This is a genomic window from Candidatus Nitrospira neuquenensis (genome assembly GCF_979578155.1).
The window spans coordinates 1-20267 of the sequence record NZ_CEFZDU010000034.1 but is presented as its reverse complement, the minus strand read 5'-3'; the positions used below and the strand labels follow the sequence as shown (position 1 = coordinate 20267).

Here is a 20267-nt window from a genome sequence, read left to right as displayed (position 1 = left end):
AATGCCATGAGATACCCGAGCGTTCCACGTCTGATCGTTGCGTCCGCCGTCCTGCTCCTGGCCATGGCCGGTTCCGCCGCGCGGGCCTGGGCCGCGGCCGCCCTGTCGCCCGAGGCCGCCTCGCCCGGCGCCGCCGTGGTCATCACCGGCAAGGGCTTCGGCGCCTTCAAGTCCACCAAGGCCAACCGCGTCCTGTTCAACGGCGTGCCCGCGCTGGTCCAGCGGTGGGAGCCGGAGCTGATCGAGGTCCGGGTGCCCCTGCGCGCGACGAGCGGACCCGTCGAGGTCGTGCGGGACAGGAAGAAGATCCGGGCCGGTGCCTTCACCGTCACCAAGCCGGTCGTGCAGGCGGTCTCGCCCGCGGAGATCGAGCCCGGCGCCGTGATCCAGATCACGGGGGAGCATTTCGGCAACACGGCCGGCTCCAAGGACCCGAACTCGATGTTCGGCGTCAACGACGTGTTGATCGCCGGCGTGCCGGCCAAGGTCCGCAAGTGGCGCGACACCAAGATCGAGGCGGAGGTGCCGGCCAACGCGGAGACCGGCGACGTCGTGGTCCGGCTCGCCTCTTACGACCCGCTGCCCGACGGCTCTTGCTGCGCGCCGGTCGCCTATACGGTGAGCAACGCGGCGCCGTTGACCGTCATGCCAACGATCCGGGTGGACCCGGTGTCCGGTCCGGTGGGGACGAAGGTCGTCCTGTTCGGCCGCGGGTTCGGGACGAACAAGGCGCCGGACGACGCGGTGCTGTTCGGCGGCCGGCCGGCCACCGTGGCGCAGTGGTCGGACAAGCTCATCGTAGTCCACGTCCCGCTGAACGCCGTCAGCGGCCCGCTGATCCTGAAGCGGGGGAAGGTGGAGCGGATGCTCGGCAGCTTCACGGTGACGGTGTCCAGGGTCACCGGCCTCTCCCCGGACCATGCCCCCATCGGCAGCCTCGTCCGTATCACCGGCGAGCATTTCGGCTTCTTCTCCGAGAGCGGCTCGACGCCCTTCGCGTTCCTCGACTTCGACAAGGGCGAGAACGGGGTGGAGATCGGCGGCGTGCCGGCGATCGTCTATCGGTGGCACGACGACAAGATCGACGTCTGGGTGCCCTACAGCACCAAGGGGGGGCCGGTGATCGTCAAGCGGGGGGCGACCGTGCCGAACCCGGACGGCTCCTGCTGCGCGGAGCGCGGCGTGGTCCGGGTGGAGGCGGGGACCTTCACGCTCGTCACGCCGCGGGTGGAGTCCTACAGTCCGACGTCCGCGGGCCTCGACGAAGTGGTGACGATCACGGGCTCCGGCTTCGGCAACTTCCTCAAGACGATGGAGGCGACCCAGCCGGGCCTGAACGAGAACGCGCACGACAACTTGATGGTCGAGCTCGGCGAGAACGTGTCGCGCAGCGAGGTCCTCTTCAACGGCATCGCGGGGTTGGTCCTCTCGTGGACCGACACGGAGATCAAGGTCCGGGTGCCCCACCGCCACGCGTTCGGTTTCGGGACGAAGCAAGGCTTCCTGGCCGATCCGTTGACCGGCCCGTTGGTCGTGCGGCGCGGCTCCTGGGACCTTCTCCCGGACGGCGGATGCTGCACGCCGAAGAAGTGGGTCACGGTCGAGGCCGGCCAGTTCACCATCATTCCCAAGGGCCTCCCGGATCAGGGCTATTTCAGCGACAAGCAGCCGGGTCGGGACTGATCCCATGCGCGCCCTGCGGCTCACGGCCCTGTGTGTCTGCCTGACGGTCGGCCTTCCGGCCGGTGTCGTGTCGGCGGGTGGGCCGGTCACGGTCGCCCAGAAGAGCGGCACGGCCCTGTCCCTCATGGGCATCCACTTCCGCGACGGCAAGGCTGGCGTGGCCGTGGGGGCGGGCGGCACGATTCTCAGGACCACGGACGGCGGCCGGCGGTGGCGCGTCGTCCCGAGCGGCACCGGCGTGCTGCTGACTGCCGTGTTCTTCGCCGACCAGCGAAATGGCTGGGCGACCGGCGCCAACGGCACGATCCTTCACAGCGCGGACGGCGGGGAGAAGTGGACCCGGCAGGCCAGCGGGGTCCAGGCCACGCTCTACGGCCTGTTCTTCCTGAACCCCTCGGTCGGCTGGGCAGTCGGCGCCAACGGACTGATCCTGTACACTGCGGACGGCGGCCTCCACTGGGAAGACCAAGCGAGCGGCTCGAATGCGGCGCTGTACGGCGTCCACTTTGCGGATGAACGGCGCGGGGGCGCGGTCGGCGCGCTCGGCACGATCCTGGTGACGGAAGACGGCGGGAAGACCTGGGCCCAGCGGGACACCGGCCAGAGCGCCGCGACGTTCTTCGACATCGTCTTCGCCGACGCGTCGAACGCCTGGGCCGTCGGGAACGCCGGCGCGATGTTTCAGACCCTCGACGGCGGGGCGACCTGGGTGGATCGAACCCTGCCCTGCACCCGCGGCTGCGTGAAGCCGTTCGACCTGATCCGCGTCCGGTTCACGGACCCCAAGACCGGCTGGATCGTCGGGGAGCGCGGGGCGATCTACCGGACGACCGACGCCGGCTTCAGCTGGATGCCGGTGGAAAACGGCGCCAAGGTATCCCTTTTCGGGCTCTCCTTCGTCGGTCCCCTCCACGGATGGGCCAGCGGCGAGGGGGGGACGATTCTCCACATCACGGGGAATTGAGTCATTGGGTGATTGAAGATTGAGGATTGAAGGCGTGGGCCCGTGCGGGGGGACCCTCCTCGATCCCGCACTCCTCAATTCCGCGCGCTCTACTCACCCCAGCTCTCCCAGCCGGCTCCGGATGACGACCAGCGCGGCGAGCGTCGCCGTTTCGGCCCGGAGGATCTGCGGGCCGAGCGTCACCGGATGGAAACCGGCCGCGATGGCCTCCCGCAGCTCCTGAGCCGCCCAGCCCCCCTCGGGACCGACGGCCAACGCGATCCGGGCTTGCGGGCTCTCCGGCAGAACGAGGGCGGACAGGGGGTCGCCGGGACCGCGCTCGCTGAGGATCAGGGCCAGCTCGGGCCGGGGCTTCCGGGCGAAGAACTGGCTCGCTTCCAGCGGCGCGGCGATCTCCGGTAGGTCCCATCGCTCGCTTTGTTGCGCCGCTTCATGGGCGATCCGCTGCCAGCGATCCCGCTGGTGGTCCATCCGGCCGGCTCTGGGCCTGACGACGCTGCGCTCGGACACCAGCGGCACGAGCGCGGCGGCGCCCAGCTCGGTCGCCTTCTGCACGACCCAGTCCATCCGCTCGCCCTTGAGCAGGCACTGCCCCACGATGAGGGCGGGGACGCGCGGGGCCGTCCCCTCTTCCATCTCCAGCACCACGCCCGTCAGCGCGAGACGGTCCAGCGCGGTCACGCGGACCCGATACCGGCGGCGGTGCTCGTCGGCCAGCCGGATCTCCTCCCCGACGGCCGTTCTGAGGCTGTCGCGCAGATGCGACAGGAGGGGGCCGGTCAGGCGTACCACGCCGTCCCGGGCCTGGCTGGACTGGATGAAGAACACCGGCATCGTGGACGAGGGGCGGGCGCGGCGTCGTTCGTGAAGCGTGACGCGTCGAACGAGAGGGGCGTCACGCGTCACGTCCCCGGGGTCAATCGAAGAGGCTCTTCATCTTCTCGAAGAACCCCTCGCCCTCGGCGTCGGTGGCGATCCCGCTCTCCTTGGCGAACTGCGCGAGCAGGTCCTTCTGCCTGGCCGTGAGCTTGGTCGGGATCTGTACTTTGATCCGAAGGAGTTGATCGCCGGGCTGCTGCCCGCGCAGGCTGGGCACGCCCTGGCCCTTGAGCCGCAGGACCTTGTCGTGCTGCGTGCCGGGCGGAATCTTGACGATGGTGGAGCCCGTCAGCGTCGGCACCTCCACCTTGCCGCCGAGCGCCGCGGTGACGAAGCTGATCGGGATGTCGCACAGGAGGTCCGTGCCCTTGCGACTGAAGAGGGGGTGGGGCTTGACCGTGACGGCCACGTACAGGTCGCCGGGCGGGCCGCCGTTGACCCCGTGCTCGCCCTCGTTGGCGAGGCGCAGGCGCATGCCGGACTCGATGCCGGCCGGAATGTTCACGGCGAGGGTGCGCTCGCGGTAGACGCGCTTCCGCCCGCGGCACGTCTGGCAGGGCTCGGTGACGATCTGGCCCGCGCCGTCGCAATGGTTGCACGGCCGGCTCACGCTGAAGAAGCCCTGCTGGAACCGGAGCTGCCCCGCGCCCTTGCAGCTCGGGCAGACCTTCAGCGAGGCCGGCGACCGGGCGCCGGTGCCCTGGCAGTCCTGGCAGTGCTCCCACCGCGGGATCTTGAGCTTGGCCTCCTTGCCCGTGACGGCCTCTTCGAAGGAGAGCTCCAGGTTGTACTGAAGGTCCGACCCGCGCTCGGCCCGCGGACGGCCGCGGCCGCCGGAGCCGAAGAAATCCTCGAAGATGTCGTTGAAGATGTCGCCGAAGCCGCCCTGGCCGAAGTCGAAGCCGCCGAAGCCCTGCTGCTCGCCGGCATGGCCGAACATGTCGTAGCGCTTCCGCTTCTCGGGGTCGCTCAGGACCTCGTAGGCCTCGTTGATCTCCTTGAACTTCTCCTCGGCGGCTTTCTTCTGCTGGTCGTTGCTCTGTAGGTCGGGGTGGTACTGGCGGGCGAGCTTGCGGAACGCCTTCTTGACGTCCTCGTCCGACGCGGCGCGGTCCAAGCCCAGGATGTCGTAGTAGTCGCGCTTTGCCACGGGAGCCATGGCCGGCAGTCCTCATCGCTCAGCCCTCAGCCGTCGGCTTCCGGAGAAGCAGAAACGCCGGGCCGAGTCGGCTCGGCGCCGTCCCGCTGAACGCTGATGGCCGACGACTGACGGCTTGTTCGATTACTTCTTGTCCTTGTCCACTTCCTCGAATTCCGCGTCGACGACCTTTTCGTCGGTCTTGGCCGACCCGCCGCCGTTGCCGCCGGGGCCGGTGTCCTGGGCCGACGACGCGGCGCCCGCGGTCTTCTTGTACATCTCCTCCGCCAGCTTGTGCTGGGCGGTCGTGAGGGACTGCACGGCCGACTCGATCGCGGCGGGGTCGTCGCCCTCCATCGCCTTCCTCAGCGCGGTGATGGCGTCCTTGATCTTGTTCCGGTCGTCCTCGCCCACCTTGTCCCCGTGCTCGGTCAGGTTCTTCTCCGTCTGGTAGATGAGCGAATCGGCCTGGTTGCGCGCCTCCGCGAGGCGGCGGCGCTTCTTGTCTTCGTCCGCGTGGGCCTGGGCGTCGCGCACGAGCTTCTCGACCTCGTCCTTGGACAGTCCGCTGGAGGCGGTGATCCGGATCGACTGCTCCTTCTGCGTCGCGAGGTCCTTCGCCTGGACGTGCACGATCCCGTTGGCGTCGATGTCGAAGGTCACCTCGATCTGCGGCACGCCGCGCGGCGCCGGGGGGATGCCGACCAGGTCGAACTGGCCGAGCAGCTTGTTGTCGTTCGCCATCTCCCGCTCGCCCTGGAAGACGCGGATCGTCACCGCGGTCTGGTTGTCGGAGGCGGTGGAGAAGATCTGGCTCTTCTTCGTCGGGATCGTGGTGTTGCGCTCGATCAGCCGCGTGAACACGCCGCCGAGCGTCTCGATGCCCAGCGAGAGCGGCGTGACGTCCAGGAGCAGCACGTCCTTCACCTCGCCCTTGAGCACGCCGCCCTGGATGCCGGCGCCGATCGCCACCACCTCGTCGGGGTTCACGCCCCGGTGCGGCTCCTTGCCGAAGAAGCTCTTGACGGTCTCGATGACCTTGGGCATCCGGGTCATCCCGCCCACCAGCACGACCTCGTCGATGTCGCGCGCGGTGACGCCCGCGTCGGCCAGCGCCTTCTTGCAGGGCTCGATCGTGCGCTGGATCAGGTCGTCCACGAGCTGCTCCAGTTTGGCGCGCGTGAGCTTCATCAGCAGGTGCTTGGGGCCGGACTGGTCCGCGGTGATGAAGGGGAGGTTGATCTCCGTCTCCTGCGAGGAAGACAGTTCGATCTTGGCGCGCTCGGCCGCCTCCTTCAGGCGCTGCAGCGCCATCCGGTCGTTGCGGAGGTCGATGCCCTGGTCCTTCTTGAACTCGTCCACCAGCCAGTCCATGATCCGCTGGTCGAAGTCGTCGCCGCCGAGGTAGGTGTCGCCGTTGGTGGACTTGACCTCGAAGACGCCCTCGCCGATCTCCAGGATCGAGATGTCGAAGGTGCCGCCGCCGAGGTCGTAGACCGCGATTCGCTCGTCCTTCTTCTTGTCGAGCCCGTAGGCGAGGGAGGCGGCGGTCGGCTCGTTGATGATGCGCAGCACGGTCAGGCCGGCGATCTGCCCCGCGTCCTTCGTCGCCTGGCGCTGGCTGTCGTCGAAGTAGGCGGGCACGGTGATGACGGCTTCCGTGACCTTCTCGCCGAGGTAGTCCTCGGCGGTCTGCTTCATCTTCTGGAGGATCATCGCAGAGACTTCCGGCGGGCTGTAGCGCTTGCCGCGGATCTCGACGTGCGCGTCGCCGTTGTCGGCCGGCACGACCTTGTAGGGCAGCCGCTTCATCGCCTGCTGGACTTCGCGCGAGTTGTACTTGCGGCCCATCAGCCGTTTGACCGAGAAGATGGTGTGCTCTGGGTTCGTGATGGCTTGCCGCTTGGCGATCTGTCCGATGAGCCGCTCGCCCTTGTCCGTGATGGCGACGACCGACGGGGTCGTCCGGCTGCCCTCGGCGTTGGCGATGACGACGGGGTCGCCGCCGCTCATGATGGCGACGCAGGAATTGGTCGTGCCCAGATCGATCCCGATGACCTTGCCCATAGGATGACTCCTTCCCTTATCCCTGTGCTCCGCGTTCGCTCCGCCCCTTGCGTCGTCCGATCAGGACTCCCTGTCGCCGCTCGGCGGGGCGGCGACGGCGACCATCGCGGCCCTCAAGAGCCGATCGTGCAGGAAGTACCCCTTCTGGTACACCTCGACCACCGTGTTCTCCGGCGCGGTCTCGGATTCCAGGCGCGCCACGGCCTGGTGGCAGGCGGGGTCGAACGGCTGGCCCGGCCCCGCCACCGCGGTGACGCCGAACTTGGCCAGGGTCTCCACGAGCTGTTTGAGCGTCAGCTCGACCCCCTGAACGAGCCCGTCGGTGCCCTTGCCGTCCTTCGCGCAGGCCAGCGCCCGCTCCAGATTGTCCACGGTCGGGAGCAACTCTCTGAGCAGGGTTTCGTTGGCGAAGCGCGCCTGCTCCCGCTGGTCCCGCTGGCTGAGCCGCTTATAGTTCTCGAATTCGGCGGCCAAGCGGAGATACCGGTCCTGCAGACCCTGCAGTTCCGCATGCGGCGTCGTCGAGGACTGGCGTGCGGTTTCCGTCTGACCAGGAGAACCGACGCCCGGCTCCTCGTCCCGAGGGGCGCCGGCATCCTGCTCCAACTCGCTGAATGTATTGGGGCTCTCTTCGTGTTCCGCCATCCGGCGCACCTATGGTGCGGTGGAGATAGCCACAGGGGTTTCGAAGTCAACCGCGGGAGAAGATTATTCTTTTTCCCCCGCGGGTTGCTCGCAAGAAGGCGCGAAAGGACGGCGTTACTCGTTCCCGCTGGTGCGTCGGTACAGCAGCTCCAAGCCCTCGAGCGTGAGGAAAGGCCGCACTTCCTGGATCGTGCGGGACTCGGGGGCGATGATCGAGGCCAGCCCTCCGGTCGCGACGACCTTGCCCGGCTGGCCGAGCTCCCGTTGCATGCGGGTGACGAGCTCGTCCACGAGGCCGGTGTAGCCGAAGATCAGGCCGGACTGGATGCTGCCGGTCGTGTCCTGGCCGATGACGGTCTTGGGCCGGACCAGGTTGACCTTCGGAAGCTTGGCGGTGCGCGCCGTCAGGGCTTCCGCGGCGACGGCGAGCCCCGGCGCGATGGCTCCGCCAAGGTATTCGCCGGCCTGTGTGACGGCGCAGAAGGTGGTGGCGGTGCCGAAGTCCACGATGATCAAAGCGGTCTTGTAACAGTCGTAGGCCGCGGCTGCGTTGACGATCCGGTCGCTTCCGAGTTCCCGCGGGTTGGGATAGGCGAGGGTCAGGCCCGTGTCCAGCTCCGGGCTCACGAGCAACGGCGGGCGCCGGAAGTAGGTTTCCGTGAGGGCCTGAAACGTGGGCGTCAACGGCGGGACGACGCTGGAGAGGATCGCGCCGGTGATCGCGGCGGGCGACAGGTCCGCCATCCGGAGCAGGCTCAACAACAGCACGCCGTACTCCTCCGTCGTCTTCGACTGGTCCGTGGCCAGCCGCCAGTGGGCCCGGAGGGTTCGCCCCTCAAAGACGCCGACGACCACCTGCGAGTTCCCGATGTCGATCGCGAGCAGCATGGGAGTCACCGCAGATGGGTGATGTCGGCCGCCCGGACCTCGACGGCCTCCCCGCCCTCGGGTCTGACCACGAGCGCGCCGTCGTCGCCGAGCGCCTCCGCCGATCCGACCAGGCTCTCGCCGCCGGCGAGGGTGACTTGGACCAGGCGTCCGAGCGTTGCACAGCGGGTCCGGTACTCGTCCCGGACCGACCGAGATTCCGGACCGAGCAGGCGGTCCTGCGTCGGCTCGAGTTCGTTCAGCAGGGCCGCGAGGAGCGTCGCCCGGTCGAAGCTCTGCCCCGCCTCGACGGCAAGGGACGTGGCGATGTCCCTGAGCTCCGCCGGAAAGGCGTCGGCCGGCTGGTTGACGTTCAGGCCGACCCCGACGACCACCGCCGGCTCCTCCGAAGACAGGGCCCCGCTCTCGCAGAGCAGCCCGCCGACCTTGCGGGCGCCCAGGAGGAGGTCGTTGGGCCACTTGAGGCTCGGGCGCAGGCCGGTCCCGGCCTCCACCGCGCGCGCCACCGCCAGGGCCGACACGAGGGGAACCCAGGGAAGCCAGGATGCAAGCTGCCGCCGCGCCACGCGGCGGCGCAGGATGACCGAGAAGTACAGGTTCCGCCCCGGCGGGGAATGCCAGGAGCGCCCCTGCCGTCCCCGTCCCGCCGTCTGACGGTCGGCGACGACCGTCGTCCCGTCCGGCTCGCCCTGTTGGAGGAGCGCGAGGGCCTGCTCGTTGGTGGATCCGACCTCATCCAAGAGATGAAGTCTCCGGCCGAAGGCCCTGGTCCGGAGCCGCATCTGGATCGCCGGCACGGTCATGGCCCCTTCGCCGGTCGAACGGGTCATGGGATCACCGCCCGCCGGTCCACCGGCCGCGCAGCGCGACCAGGTCCAGGCTCAGGTTCGCCGCCGGGGCCGAATGCGTCAGCGCGCCGATCGAGAGGTAGTCGGCCCCCGCCGCCGCCATGGCCGGCGCGAGGGCCAGCGTGAGGCCGCCGGACACCTCCACCAGCGCCCGGCCCTTGATCCGGGCCACAGCGGTCCGGACCTGGGCCGGCGTCAGGTTGTCCAGCAGGATCACGTCGGCGCCGCCCGTGAGCGCCTCCTTCACCTCTGCCAGCGACTGGACCTCGACTGCCACCCGGAGCCCGTGGGGGCCGCGCTCGCGTGCGAGCCGACAGGCCTGCGCCAAGCCGACGCCCCGGGCCCGCAGGACGGCCAGGTGGTTGTCCTTGATGAGGAGGCCGTCGCCGAGCGAGCGGCGATGGCTCAGACCGCCCCCGAGCCGGACCGCCCACTTCTCCAGCGCCCGCAGCCCCGGCGTCGTCTTGCGCGTGTCGAGGATGCGGGTCGGGTGGGCGCGGATCGCCTCGTGGAATCGTTTGGTCAGGGTCGCGATGCCGGAGAGGCGCTGGAGGAAGTTCAACGCGACCCGCTCCGCCGCCAGGATGGACCGCGCGTCGCCTTCCACCACGAGCACGGTGCGGCCGGCCGGGACCGCGGCGCCGTCGCGGAGCGCGCGGACCATGCGGAGGGACTCGTCCACCTGGGCGAAGACCTCACGCGCTACGGCCACGCCGGCGAGGATCATGGGATGCCGCGCGACGATCGTCCCGCGGGCCGCCACGGCCTCCGGGATGAGGGCCTCGGTGGTCGCATCGCCCAGGGCGAGGTCCTCGTCGAGCGCGGCCCGCACTGCGGCGACGATCTGTGCTCGGGGGGGCTGCGTCACCGACGTCTCGCCTCGATCATCGCCCGGAGCTGCGCCTCGCTGCTCGCGAGGATCGCCTGCTCGGCGCGGATCGCGCGCACCCGCGCCTGGTGCTCGGCCACAACCTCGGGCGGGGCCTTGTCCGTGAACTCGCGGCTCGCGAGCTTCCCCTCAAGGCGCGTCAGCTCCTTGCCGTTGTCGGCCTGCTGTTTGGCGAGCGGGGCGAGCGCCTTGCCGAGGTCCACGTCGCCCTCGACCACCACGCCGACGGTCAGGTCCTCGACCGCGAGCCGGAGGAGGTCCGACGGCGGCCAGTCACCCACGGGGGCGATCGTGAAGGTCCCGCGGCTCAGGGGCCCAAGGTGGGCTTCCAGATCGGCGAGCATCGAGCGGCGGCTTGCTTCCGACGCCGCGGCGAAGAAGGCCATGGGCGTGCCGGGCGGGTAGCCCAGCAGGGCGCGGCCCATGCGGGCGGTCGTCACGACCCGCTCCAGGAGCGCGAATGCGCCCTCCGCCTCCGGTGCCTCCCAGTCGGCGACCGGCGTCGGGTAAGGCGCGAGCATCAGGGTTTGGCCCTCGTGGGGGAGGCTCTGCCAGATCTCCTCGGTGATGAAGGGCATGAAGGGATGCAGCAGGCGCTGGATCGTCTCGAAGGACTCCAGCAGGGTCCGCCGCGCGCATCGCGCCTCCAAGGAGTCGGAGGCCGCCGCGCCCTCGGCCTTGTTCAGGACAGGCCCGTCGCCCCTGCTCAGGGCGGGCTTGATCATCTCCAGGTACCAGTCGCAGTACTCGTGCCAGATGAATTGATAGAGCGTGCTCGCCGCCTGGTCGAAGCGGTAGGCCTCCAGCGCCGCGCCGGTCTCGCGGATCGCCCGGTTCAGCCGGCTCAGGATCCAGCGGTCGGGGAAGGGCCGCTGCACCGGGGGCGCCGCCTCCGCCGGCCCCTCCAGATGCATCAGGATGAAGCGGGCCGCGTTCCAGAGCTTGTTGGCGAAGTTGCGCGAGCCCTCGATCTGCGGCGCGCGCCAGCCGCCCTCCAACTCCTTCTTGACCTCCCGGACCAGCTTGACATCGCGGCCGGGCGTGGACAGGGAGGCGAGCGTGAAGCGCAGGGCGTCGGTCCCGTAGCGCTCCATGACCTCCAGCGGGTCCACGACGTTGCCCTTCGACTTGCTCATCTTCTCCCCCTCCGCGTCGCGGACGAGGGCGTGGATGTAGACGTCGTGGAAGGGCGCCCGGCCCGTGAACTTGAGCCCCATCATGATCATCCGCGCGACCCAGAAGAAGAGGATGTCCAGGCCCGTGACCAGCGTCGAAGTCGGATAGAAGGTCTTGAGGTCCTCCGTTTCGTCCGGCCAGCCCAGCGTCGAGAAGGGCCACAGGGCGGAGGAGAACCAGGTGTCGAGCACGTCGGGGTCTTGGAGGAAGTCGGCGCCGCCGCAGGTCGGGCAGGTTTTGGGTTCCGACCTGGACACGATTGGCTTTGCTTGTGTCGTGATGTAGAACGACTGTGATGTTGGTTCAGGAAGTTGTCCTCCCTCCCCGGACGCCATAGCCGCGTGCGCGGTCCTGCCGATGTGGTCACGGTTGCATCGTGTGCAGTACCAGGCCGGAATCTGGTGGCCCCACCAGATCTGGCGGGAGACGCACCAGTCCTTGATGTCCCGCATCCAGCCCAGGTAATTGTTCTTCCAGCTCTCGGGGACGATGCGGATGCGCCCGTCCTCCACCGCCCGGATCGCCGGCTCGGCCAGCGGCGTGACCTTGACGAACCACTGGGGGGACAGGTAGGGCTCGACCACTGTCTTGCAGCGATAGCATTTCCCGAGCGCCATCTTGTGGGGCTCGACCTTCTCGAGGAGCCCGCGCTTCTTGAGGAGGTCGGCCACGATCGCACGCGCCTTGTGGACCGGTTGCCCGGCCAGACGTTCCCGCACGGAGTCCTCAACGTCAGCATCGTAGAGGCCTAGTGGGGAAAAACAGGCCTTTTCGTCAAGGAGGGCAATCCGATTCAGGCCGTGCCGCTCGCCCGCCTCGAAGTCGTTGAAGTCGTGCGCCGGCGTGATCTTAACCGCGCCGGTGCCGAACTCGCGGTCCACCAGGATGGGGTCGCCGACGATCGGGACGCTGCGTCCGGTGAGGGGGAGGCGGACGCGCCGACCGATCAGGTCCCGGTAGCGCGGGTCCTCCGGATGCACGGCCACCGCCGTGTCGCCGAGCAGCGTCTCGGGCCTGGTCGTCGCGACGGTCAGCGCGCGCGACGGCTCGCCCTCGACCGGATAGCGGACGTGGTAGAGCTCGCCGGTGTGGTCCGCGTGCTCGACCTCGATGTCGGAGAGGGCGGTCAGGCAATGCGGGCACCAGTTGATCAGCCGCTCCCCGCGGTACATGAGCCCGTCCTCGTGCAGCCGGACGAAGACCTCGCGGACGGCGCGGGACAGGCCCTCGTCCATCGTGAAGCGCAGGCGGTCCCAGTCGCAGGAGGCGCCGAGCCGCTTCAACTGCTGGATGATCGTCCCGCCGGACTGGGCCTTCCAGGCCCAGACGCGCTCGATGAACCGCTCCCGGCCCAGGGCCTCGCGCGTCGTGCCTTCCGCCAGGACCTGGCGCTCGACGACGTTCTGGGTGGCGATCCCCGCGTGGTCCATGCCGGGCAGCCAGAGCGCGTTGCGGCCCTGCATCCGCCGCCAGCGGATCAGGATGTCCTGGAGGCTGTTGTTGAGCGCGTGCCCGATGTGGAGGACGCCCGTGACGTTCGGTGGGGGGATGACGATGGTGTAGGGTTCGCCCGGATGGTCGAGCTTGGCGTGGAAATACCCCCGCTCGGTCCAGAACCGGTACCAGCGTTCCTCGACCTGCCTGGGGTCATAGGTCTTCTCGAGTTGGCGAAGCGGCATGGTCGCATCGACAGGGGTGGCGCATCTTAGCACGCGGTCCGGAGGCTCGCAAGGCGACCGGCGCGGGGGAGACCGCGCCCGGCGGGGCGTTTGCGCGCGTCGCGCCGCTTGTCGGGGCCGCGGCCGATGTGCTATATCTCGCGCCGCATTCCCGCCGGAAACCGAGCGGTCTCGGGGTCATCGCGCGGCGGCGTCACGGGCGAACAAGGAGATCGGACTCTATGGCACGGGGCAGGGAGAAGGACCGCCGGGTGAGGCGCAAGCACCGGAAGAACCGCGAGAGGATGAAGGCGCTCGCGCGCGCGCGCCGGACGAAGCGCGTCAAGCGCTGACGGGGCGTCATGCGGTGAGGCGCTGAATTTCCTCCTTGATCGCCGCCTCGGCGAGGTCCGGTACCAGGTCCCGCACGATCCGCTCCGCCGTCTGCCGCGTCACCTCGCGCGCCACGTCGCGCACGCCGGCCTCGGCCGCCCGCCCGACCTGATCCCGGACGGCCGCCTCCACCGCGTCCTTGACCAGTTGCTCGACCGGGCCCACGTGCTCGCGCAGCGCGCCGGCGAGGTGCTGCTGCACGGCCGGGCCCACCAGGTCGCGGGCGACCGTTTCCGCGACCCGCTCGACGAAGGGTCGGGCGATCGCCGTCAGGTGCTGCCGGATCGCCGGCTCCATCTCGCTCAACCGCTCCTTCAGGAGTTCCGGCAGGGCCTGCCGCACGGCGTCCCGCGCCGATGCCTCCACCTGTCCCCTCGGCACGGCGGCCTCGGCGATCGCGGGCAGCTCGGCCTGGATCGCCTGCGGCAGTTGCGCGCGGACCTCGGCGGCCACGAGGTCGGGGAGCGCGGCGGCGACCGCCTCCCGGGCCTGGGCCCTGGCGAGGTCGGTCAGGAGCTCGGTCAGGTCGCGGACGGCGCGCTCGATGGCGGAGGAGGAGCGGGTGAGCGCGGCCGGTGCCGCGGCCCCGGACTGGGCGGTCGGAGGGGCGACGGTCGGGTCCGCGGCGGAGGCGGGGGACGGTCGCGGGCCGTCCGTGTCCGGTCGTTCGAGCGGAATGCCGGCGAGCCGGCTCGACGAGGCCGCGAGCGAGATCCGCGGCGGCGCCGCCGCGTCGGGTCCGGCGTCCGCCGGGGAGCCGTCGCGGAGGCGACGGATCGTCTGGAGCAGATGATCGGGATGGAGAGGCTTGGTCAGGAGGGCCTTCACGCCGAAGGAGCGGAGCAGGCCCTCGTCGAGCTGGTCCGAGAAGGTAATGAACCCGATCACCGGACTGTCGGCCGCGCCCTCGACGGCGCGCAGGCGTTGGCAGAAGGTGGTGAAGCCGACGCCCTCCATGTGGTAGTCGGCGAGGACCATCTCCGGCTTCAGGGTCGGGGCGGCGTCCAGGGCGCTGAGCCCGTCACGGAAGGCCACGAGGTCGCAGTCGGCCAGCCTGGCGGCTTCCTGAACGATACGGTGCACCGCCGGGCTGGAATCGATGACGAAGAGCACCCCGCTCATGGCGAGCTCCGTGGCCGGTCGGTGGCGACGCTAACAGAGGCCCCCGACCTTGTCAAGGAAGCCGGCGCGCCCCCGCGCTTTGACGCCGCGCCGGCCGGGTCGCTAGAATGGGCGCGCGTCGGGCCCGCCCCGAGCCTCCGCGCATGAGCCAACGCATCACCACCGTCTTCTTCGACGCCGCCGGGACCCTCTTCCGGGTGAAGGGCTCGGTCGGCCGCATCTATCTCCGGTACGCGGAGCGGTTCGGCGTGAAACAGACGCCGGAGATGCTGGCCGCGGTCGAGGAGGCCTTCGCGCGGGCCTTCCGCGACGCGCCGGCGCCCGTCTTCGCCGTGAGCGATCCCACGGCGATCAAGCGGTGCGAGCGGCTCTGGTGGTTCGACGTCGTGCACAACGTCTTCTACCGGGTGGGGATGTTCGAGGGGTTCGACGACTACTTCGAGGAGGTGTTCCGGGCCTTTGAGGGGCCGGAGCATTGGGAGCTCTATCCCGACACGCTCGAGACGCTGAAGGCGCTGCGGGAGGAGGGCGTCGAGCTGGGCATCATCTCGAACTTCGACACGAGGCTGTTCGCGGTCCTGCGCGGCCTCGGCCTGGCCGAGGCCTTCGACACGGTGACGTTGTCCAGCTTCGCCAAGGCCGCCAAGCCCGCGCCCCAGATCTTCCGGGCGGCGATGGCCAAGCATGCGGTGGACGCGGACGAGGCCCTGCACGTCGGCGACAGCCTGCGGGAGGACGCCGAGGGGGCGTTGGCGGCGGGGATGGCGGCGGTGCTGGTCGATCCGCAGCGCCGCGCCGCGCCGGCGGTCGCGGCGGTCGGCGGGCCGGTCCGGGGGATCAGGACGCTGGCCGAGCTGCCGGCGCTGATCAGGGCCTCCGCGTAGGCGCGGCGCGAGGCTGGCCCCCGGCCGTTGCTTTCCCCGGGCCTCCATAGTAGACTCGCGCCATTCCCTCGCCGGGGGGTCTCCGGGGGAATCCGAGACAAGAGGCCCCGCCCCGATGTTGTTTTGTCCCGGGAATCCGAGCGAAGGCTCGCCGTAAGCCGCTCTGCAGCTCGCGTCTTTGGCCTGGTCCTTTCCGTACCCGGTTCTCGAGTCAAAGACAATATCCCACACACAAGGAGGAACCCCTCATGGGTTCGAAGATCTATGTCGGCGGCTTGCCCTACTCGGCCACGGAGGAGCAGCTCAACGAGCTGTTCGCGGCGCACGGCACCGTCGAGTCTGCACGGGTGATCACGGACAAGTTCACGGGCCAGTCCCGCGGCTTCGGCTTCGTCGAGATGGCGTCGGCGGAGGATGCCCAGAAGGCCATCGCGGCCTTGAACGGGACGCAGATGGGCGGCCGGACGCTGACCGTCAACGAGGCCCGGCCCCAGGAGCCGCGCACGGGCGGGGGCGGCGGCCGGTCCGGGGCCGGCGGCGGGAAGCGCGACCGCTGGTAAAGCATCGGAGGCCCGATCCGATTCGGCGAGGGGGCTGCCGTGGACCACGGCAGCCCCCCGCCGTTTCACCGCCTAGTGTAGAGTCCCTGAAGTAATTGGCATATGCCTTGCGTCTATTTGTGGGCATCTCTTGGGCGTGACCAACGCCACCGTGGGCAAATGGCGGCAGCGGTTTGTCACCGAGCGCCTCGCCAGGCTGCACGATGACCTGCGCCCCGGGCGTCCTCGCACGCGGACGGAGGAGGAGATCGCCCTGCTCGTGCAGAAGACCTTGCGCACGAAGCCGGCGGCCGGGACGCACTGGAGCGGTCGCGCGATGGCGGAGGCGACCGGGCTCGCCAAATCCACGGTGCACCGGGTCTGGCAAGCGTTTGGGCTCCAGCCCCATCGGCAGCGGACCTTCAAGCGCTCCACCGACCCCTTCTTTGTGGAGAAGGTCCGGGACATCGTCGGCCGCTATCTCAATCCCCCGGACAAGGCGTTGGTGCTGTGCGTCGACGAAAAACCCCGAGTCCAGGCGCTCAATCGCACGCAGCCCGTCCTCCCGCTGGGGTGGGGGTACGTCGAGGGTGTGACGCACGACTACGTGCGCCACGGTACGACGACCTTGTTCGCCGCCCTGAATGTGGCGACGGGGACCGTCATCAGCCAATGTCGCCGGCGGCCTCGCCATCAGGAGTTCTGGCGTTTCTGCGCCACCTCGACGCCAGTGTGCCCTAAGGATCTGGAGGTCCATCTCATCGTCGATAACTATGCCACGCACAAGTATCCCAAGGTCCAGACGTGGGTGGCATCACGCCCCGCTACCACGTCCACGACACGGCGACGTATGCGTCCTGGCTCAACCAAGGGGAACTCTGGTTCCGTCGGATCTCGCAACAGGCCATTCGCCGGGGCTCCTTCCGGAGCGTCAAAGAATTGATCGCCACGATCGATCACTTCGTGCAGACTAACAACACCCAAGCCCGACCCTTTGTCTGGACCGCGACGGCGGACTCGATCCTCGCCAAGATCCGCCGTCTTTGTGAACGTATTTCCGGAACACTACACTAGCCTCGCGCGAGCTTGCGACCCAACCGATCCGTGACCGGGAGATTCGTGACGACGTTCGCCCGCCTGCCTATCCTGTCGGTTGCCTGTCTGCTCCTGACCGGCCCTTGCCCCTCGGTGCGGGCCGAGTTCCGTTCCGTGACCGCGACCGGCGAGCATCGTCTCGGCCCTCATGATCCGAGGGCGGACGCGATCCGGCTGGCCCTGCTCGACGGCCGGAGGCGGGTCCGCGAGACGGCCGTCAGGCAGCTCGAAACCGCGCCGGAGGTCGCCCGGCTCTCCCCGACGCAGGAGGAGATCCAGGCCCTTGTGATGGGGCTGGTCGAGGGCCAGCCGGACCGGCCCAAGAGCCTGACTGAAGGGGGGCGGCCGGTTCTCCGCATCGCCCTGGGCGGCCAGGTGGAGACCGGGGCGGCGGCGGAGATGGTTCGCCGACTGCGGGAGAACGAGAGTGCGCGCGTCGAGCTGCTCCGGTGCCGGGACCTGCTGCGGCGGGCGGAAGAGGCGGCGGTCGCCGCGAGTCGCGAGCTGGAGGAGCTCGTGGACGCGACGAAGGTCACGGCCGCGGTCGAGTCCCGGCGGCAGGCCCTGGACCAGGCCGAGGCGCAGACCATGCTGGCCCAGGCCTGGGCCTCCGTCATCGGCGAGGACCCGCAGTTTTTGGACGGCGATTCGACGCCGGACGCGAGGCGTCTCGCCAAGGGCCTCGTTGCCCAGGTCCTGGACCGCGACCCGGACAACGTCTCGTCGCACCGGCTCAACGGCATCCTGTTCTATGAAGAGGGCCGGCCTGCGGAGGCGGTCGCATCGCTTCGGAAGGCGATCCAGCTCAACCCCACCTACGCGGAGGCCCATGCCGATCTCGGCGTGGTGCTCGCCAGGCAGGGCGACCTGCCCGCGGGCATCGAGGAGCTGCGGGCCGCGATCGCGCTCAAGCCCGGCTACGCGGACGCGCGGGCCGACCTGGCGACGCTGCTGTACTGGGGCGGCGACCTGGAGGACGCGATCGGCGAGGCGCGGGAGGCGGTCCGCCTGAAGCCGGACCTGGCGGAGGCCCACGCGACCCTCGGCATTCTGTTGGGCGCCAGGGGGAACACCGAGGGGGCGATGGCGGCCTGCCGCGAGGCGCTCCGCCTGAAGCCCGGGCTGCCCGCCGGCCACCTGTGTCTGGGCACGACCTTCGACGTCGCCGGCTCCAGGGCCGAGGCCGTCCAGGAGTACCGCGCCTTCCTCAAGGAGGTCCCCGTCACCTCCGACTTCCAGCAGACGACCTCCCGAATCCGGAAGCGGCTGGCCTACCTCGCCCCCCCACCCTCGGGCTGCGCGAGGCCCGACCGCCACGCCGGGCGTCGCGACGCACCGGAAGGCGGGCGGGCGGTGGATGCGGGGCTGGCGGCGCTGCTCGGTCTGCCCGCGATCGTGACCCTGCGGCGGCGATTCCGCGGTCGGGGCGGGGAGGAGGCGAGCCCGTGAGTCCTGCCCGCTGCTCGGCCGTCATCGCGGGCCTCCTGTCCCTGCTGCTCTTCGTCGGCGCGCCGCCGGCCGTCGCCGGCGATCCGCCGCGGGTGGTGGATGTCAGCGACGAGTCCCTCACCGCCGGCGCCAGGGCGGTCGTGGAAGACGCGGGTGCGCTGCTGACCTCGCCGCTGCGGATGGACCGGTACGACGCCCTCACGTTCGGAGGCGCGGTCGCCGTCGTCGGCGGGCTGATGGCGGTGGACAACCCCATCAACCGTCTCATCCAGCGCAACACCACGTCGGGCGGCGTCAACGCCTTCGACAAGGTGAACAACTGGCTCGGCCCCTCCGCCCTCGCCGGGATCAACGCCGGGGTGGTCGTGATCGGGCTGACGACGGAAGAGTTCGGCGGGTCGAACAAGCTCAAGCGCACGGGCCTCATCGGCCTGGAGGCGGAAGCCTTCGCCGTCGTTGCCGCCACGGCCCTCAAGGTTGTCACCGGCCGGGCGAGGCCGGACGCGAATGAGGGGGCGACCCATTTCAAGCCCTTCTCAGGCTTGGATACCTCCTTCCCCTCCGGGCATGCGGCGGCGAGCTTCGCCGTCGCGACCGTCTTCGCGGAGCGGTACCCGGGGCCGGTGGCCTGGACGGCCTATACCCTTGCGGCCACCGTGTCCTTCGCCCGGCTGTACACGAATCAACATTGGACCTCCGACGTGGTCGCCGGAGCCCTGATCGGGTGGGGGATGGGCTACTTCCTCAGCAAGCGCCACGCCGAGGAGCCGGACGACTGGCACATCCGCCCGATCACCATGGACCGCGGGATGGGAGCCGGGGTGGCGATCGGGAAGGCGTTCTGACCGGAGCCCGAGCCCGATGGCGCCAGGCTCCTCACATCGTCCGAGCGTGCTGCGGCAGTTCGCCCACGCCTGGAACGGGCTCGTCGCGGCCTGGCGGGTGGAGCGATCCTTCCGCATCGAGGCCGCGGTGGCGATCCTGACCGTCGCGGCGGGGCTCGCGGTCGGCCTCTCGCGGGTCGAGTGGCTCTTCGTCCTGGGGGCGATCGGCGGGGTGCTGGCGCTGGAGCTGCTCAACACGATGATCGAGAAGACCCTCGATCACCTCCACCCCGCCGAGCACGACGCGGTGCGGTTCATCAAGGATGTGGCCGCCGCCGCCGTCCTCATCGCCGGCGTCACGGCCCTGATCATCGGGCTCGCCGTCTTCGTCCCGCACGTCGGTTGAGCGGCCCTGGGCCGCTACCGAGGCCGGTCCGGCCACCGGGGCGGTGCAGGCGGGCTTCCGAGCCGCGGCGGTGCCGGCGCCGGAAAGAGGGGCGGGAGCGGTGCCACCAGCGGCGGCGGTAAGGGCCGGGGCGATGGGGGACTTGGCACCGTCAGGATCGTGCCGGTGCTCTGCTGCCCGTCCGGCCGGTTGAAATCGTAGAACGAGGTTCCCCCGCCGCCGGGGCGAATGATCGTCCCCGTCGTCCCGTCGCTTCCGTAGTAGAAGGACATGGACCCGTCGCCGGGCGAAATGATCATCGCGGACCCGCCGCTTGAATCGTAGAGAAAGCTCGTCTCGGCCGACGCGGAGCCGACCGTCAGGATCAGGCGGCTTGCCAGGAGCAGGACCATCCACATGGCGGACCTCCGCGGCTGTCTCCTCCGGCAGGGGAGGGATGGGCACACCTCGACCTTACCATAGGTCCGTGGATGGGGTCACGGGGCGGGCGGGGGCTCGCCGGCGCGGGAAGGACATCGCCGACACCGCGCGCCGGCCGGAAGCCCACCCTCGAACTGCGCCGGTGGATTCCACGGGGCGTGCTCGAGACGCTGGTCCGGTGAGCGGCGTTCGATTCTTCCGGGGGCGGGAGGGCGGGTTTCCGGCATCTCCCGCGCCCCAGCCCGCCCCTGTCAAGCCATTTGGAAATCTTACCCTGGAGTGATTCGTTGCGTCATTTCT

Annotated in this window: 17 protein-coding genes and 1 pseudogene; 8 read left to right on the top strand and 10 right to left on the bottom strand. The window is 69.8% G+C overall.

Annotated elements, in window-relative coordinates:
- Window positions 1-6: 6 nt before the first annotated feature.
- Both AC1U7O_RS12215 and AC1U7O_RS12210 read left to right on the top strand, forming a co-directional pair.
- Window positions 7-1683 (top strand): IPT/TIG domain-containing protein, encoded by a 1677-nt coding sequence (locus AC1U7O_RS12215; protein WP_479895058.1) that lies wholly within the window; start codon window positions 7-9, stop codon window positions 1681-1683.
- A gap of 4 nt (window positions 1684-1687) precedes the next feature.
- Window positions 1688-2647, top strand: coding sequence for a WD40/YVTN/BNR-like repeat-containing protein (locus tag AC1U7O_RS12210; protein WP_479895057.1), 960 nt, complete (start codon window positions 1688-1690; stop codon window positions 2645-2647).
- Between the two features lie 93 nt (window positions 2648-2740).
- On the opposite strand, the gene AC1U7O_RS12205 is transcribed toward AC1U7O_RS12210, so the two are convergent.
- The 9 genes from AC1U7O_RS12205 to AC1U7O_RS12165 all read right to left on the bottom strand — a co-directional run bounded on the left by AC1U7O_RS12205 (window position 2741) and on the right by AC1U7O_RS12165 (window position 14350).
- A complete protein-coding gene (locus AC1U7O_RS12205; protein ID WP_479895056.1) occupies window positions 2741-3475 on the bottom strand; it encodes an RsmE family RNA methyltransferase in 735 nt (244 codons plus the stop codon).
- 88 nt (window positions 3476-3563) lie between these two features.
- Window positions 3564-4685, bottom strand: coding sequence for a molecular chaperone DnaJ (dnaJ, locus tag AC1U7O_RS12200; protein WP_479895055.1), 1122 nt, complete (start codon window positions 4683-4685; stop codon window positions 3564-3566).
- Window positions 4686-4808: 123 nt separating this feature from the next.
- Entirely contained in the window at window positions 4809-6731 is a 1923-nt protein-coding gene (dnaK, locus tag AC1U7O_RS12195) for a molecular chaperone DnaK (protein WP_479895054.1), read from the bottom strand.
- Between the two features lie 60 nt (window positions 6732-6791).
- Entirely contained in the window at window positions 6792-7376 is a 585-nt protein-coding gene (gene grpE, locus AC1U7O_RS12190; protein ID WP_479895053.1) for a nucleotide exchange factor GrpE, read from the bottom strand.
- Between the two features lie 114 nt (window positions 7377-7490).
- Window positions 7491-8264 carry a type III pantothenate kinase gene (locus tag AC1U7O_RS12185; RefSeq protein WP_479895052.1) on the bottom strand — a complete coding sequence of 258 codons (774 nt, stop codon included), beginning with the start codon at window positions 8262-8264 and terminating at the stop codon, window positions 7491-7493.
- Between the two features lie 5 nt (window positions 8265-8269).
- A complete protein-coding gene (locus tag AC1U7O_RS12180; RefSeq protein ID WP_479895051.1) occupies window positions 8270-9094 on the bottom strand; it encodes a biotin--[acetyl-CoA-carboxylase] ligase in 825 nt (274 codons plus the stop codon).
- Window positions 9095-9098: 4 nt separating this feature from the next.
- Window positions 9099-9980, bottom strand: a complete 882-nt coding sequence (nadC, locus tag AC1U7O_RS12175) for a carboxylating nicotinate-nucleotide diphosphorylase (RefSeq protein WP_479895050.1) — start codon at window positions 9978-9980, stop codon at window positions 9099-9101.
- Entirely contained in the window at window positions 9977-12856 is a 2880-nt protein-coding gene (locus AC1U7O_RS12170) for a valine--tRNA ligase (protein ID WP_479895049.1), read from the bottom strand. The genes nadC and AC1U7O_RS12170 overlap by 4 nt, the downstream gene beginning before the upstream one ends.
- A gap of 339 nt (window positions 12857-13195) precedes the next feature.
- Window positions 13196-14350, bottom strand: coding sequence for a response regulator (locus AC1U7O_RS12165; RefSeq protein ID WP_479895048.1), 1155 nt, complete (start codon window positions 14348-14350; stop codon window positions 13196-13198).
- Between the two features lie 143 nt (window positions 14351-14493).
- Here AC1U7O_RS12165 and AC1U7O_RS12160 point away from each other — a divergent pair, with 143 nt between their 5' ends.
- The 6 genes and pseudogenes from AC1U7O_RS12160 to AC1U7O_RS12135 all read left to right on the top strand — a co-directional run bounded on the left by AC1U7O_RS12160 (window position 14494) and on the right by AC1U7O_RS12135 (window position 19547).
- Entirely contained in the window at window positions 14494-15234 is a 741-nt protein-coding gene (locus AC1U7O_RS12160) for an HAD-IA family hydrolase (protein WP_479895047.1), read from the top strand.
- 248 nt (window positions 15235-15482) lie between these two features.
- The gene (locus tag AC1U7O_RS12155) at window positions 15483-15794 is read left to right on the top strand and encodes an RNA recognition motif domain-containing protein (protein WP_479895046.1); all 312 of its coding nucleotides are present in this window, start codon (window positions 15483-15485) and stop codon (window positions 15792-15794) included.
- A 130-nt stretch (window positions 15795-15924) separates the two neighbouring features.
- Window positions 15925-16847 (top strand): annotated as a pseudogene (locus AC1U7O_RS12150) (IS630 family transposase); the annotation flags it as partial.
- A gap of 45 nt (window positions 16848-16892) precedes the next feature.
- Entirely contained in the window at window positions 16893-18317 is a 1425-nt protein-coding gene (locus tag AC1U7O_RS12145; protein ID WP_479895045.1) for a tetratricopeptide repeat protein, read from the top strand.
- Window positions 18314-19162 (top strand): phosphatase PAP2 family protein, encoded by an 849-nt coding sequence (locus AC1U7O_RS12140; RefSeq protein ID WP_479895044.1) that lies wholly within the window; start codon window positions 18314-18316, stop codon window positions 19160-19162. The genes AC1U7O_RS12145 and AC1U7O_RS12140 overlap by 4 nt, the downstream gene beginning before the upstream one ends.
- Before the next feature lie 16 nt (window positions 19163-19178).
- Window positions 19179-19547, top strand: a complete 369-nt coding sequence (locus AC1U7O_RS12135; protein WP_479895043.1) for a diacylglycerol kinase family protein — start codon at window positions 19179-19181, stop codon at window positions 19545-19547.
- Between the two features lie 14 nt (window positions 19548-19561).
- Here AC1U7O_RS12135 and AC1U7O_RS12130 read toward each other — a convergent pair whose 3' ends face one another.
- Window positions 19562-19945, bottom strand: a complete 384-nt coding sequence (locus AC1U7O_RS12130; RefSeq protein ID WP_479895042.1) for a hypothetical protein — start codon at window positions 19943-19945, stop codon at window positions 19562-19564.
- Between the last annotated feature and the right edge of the window lie 322 nt (window positions 19946-20267).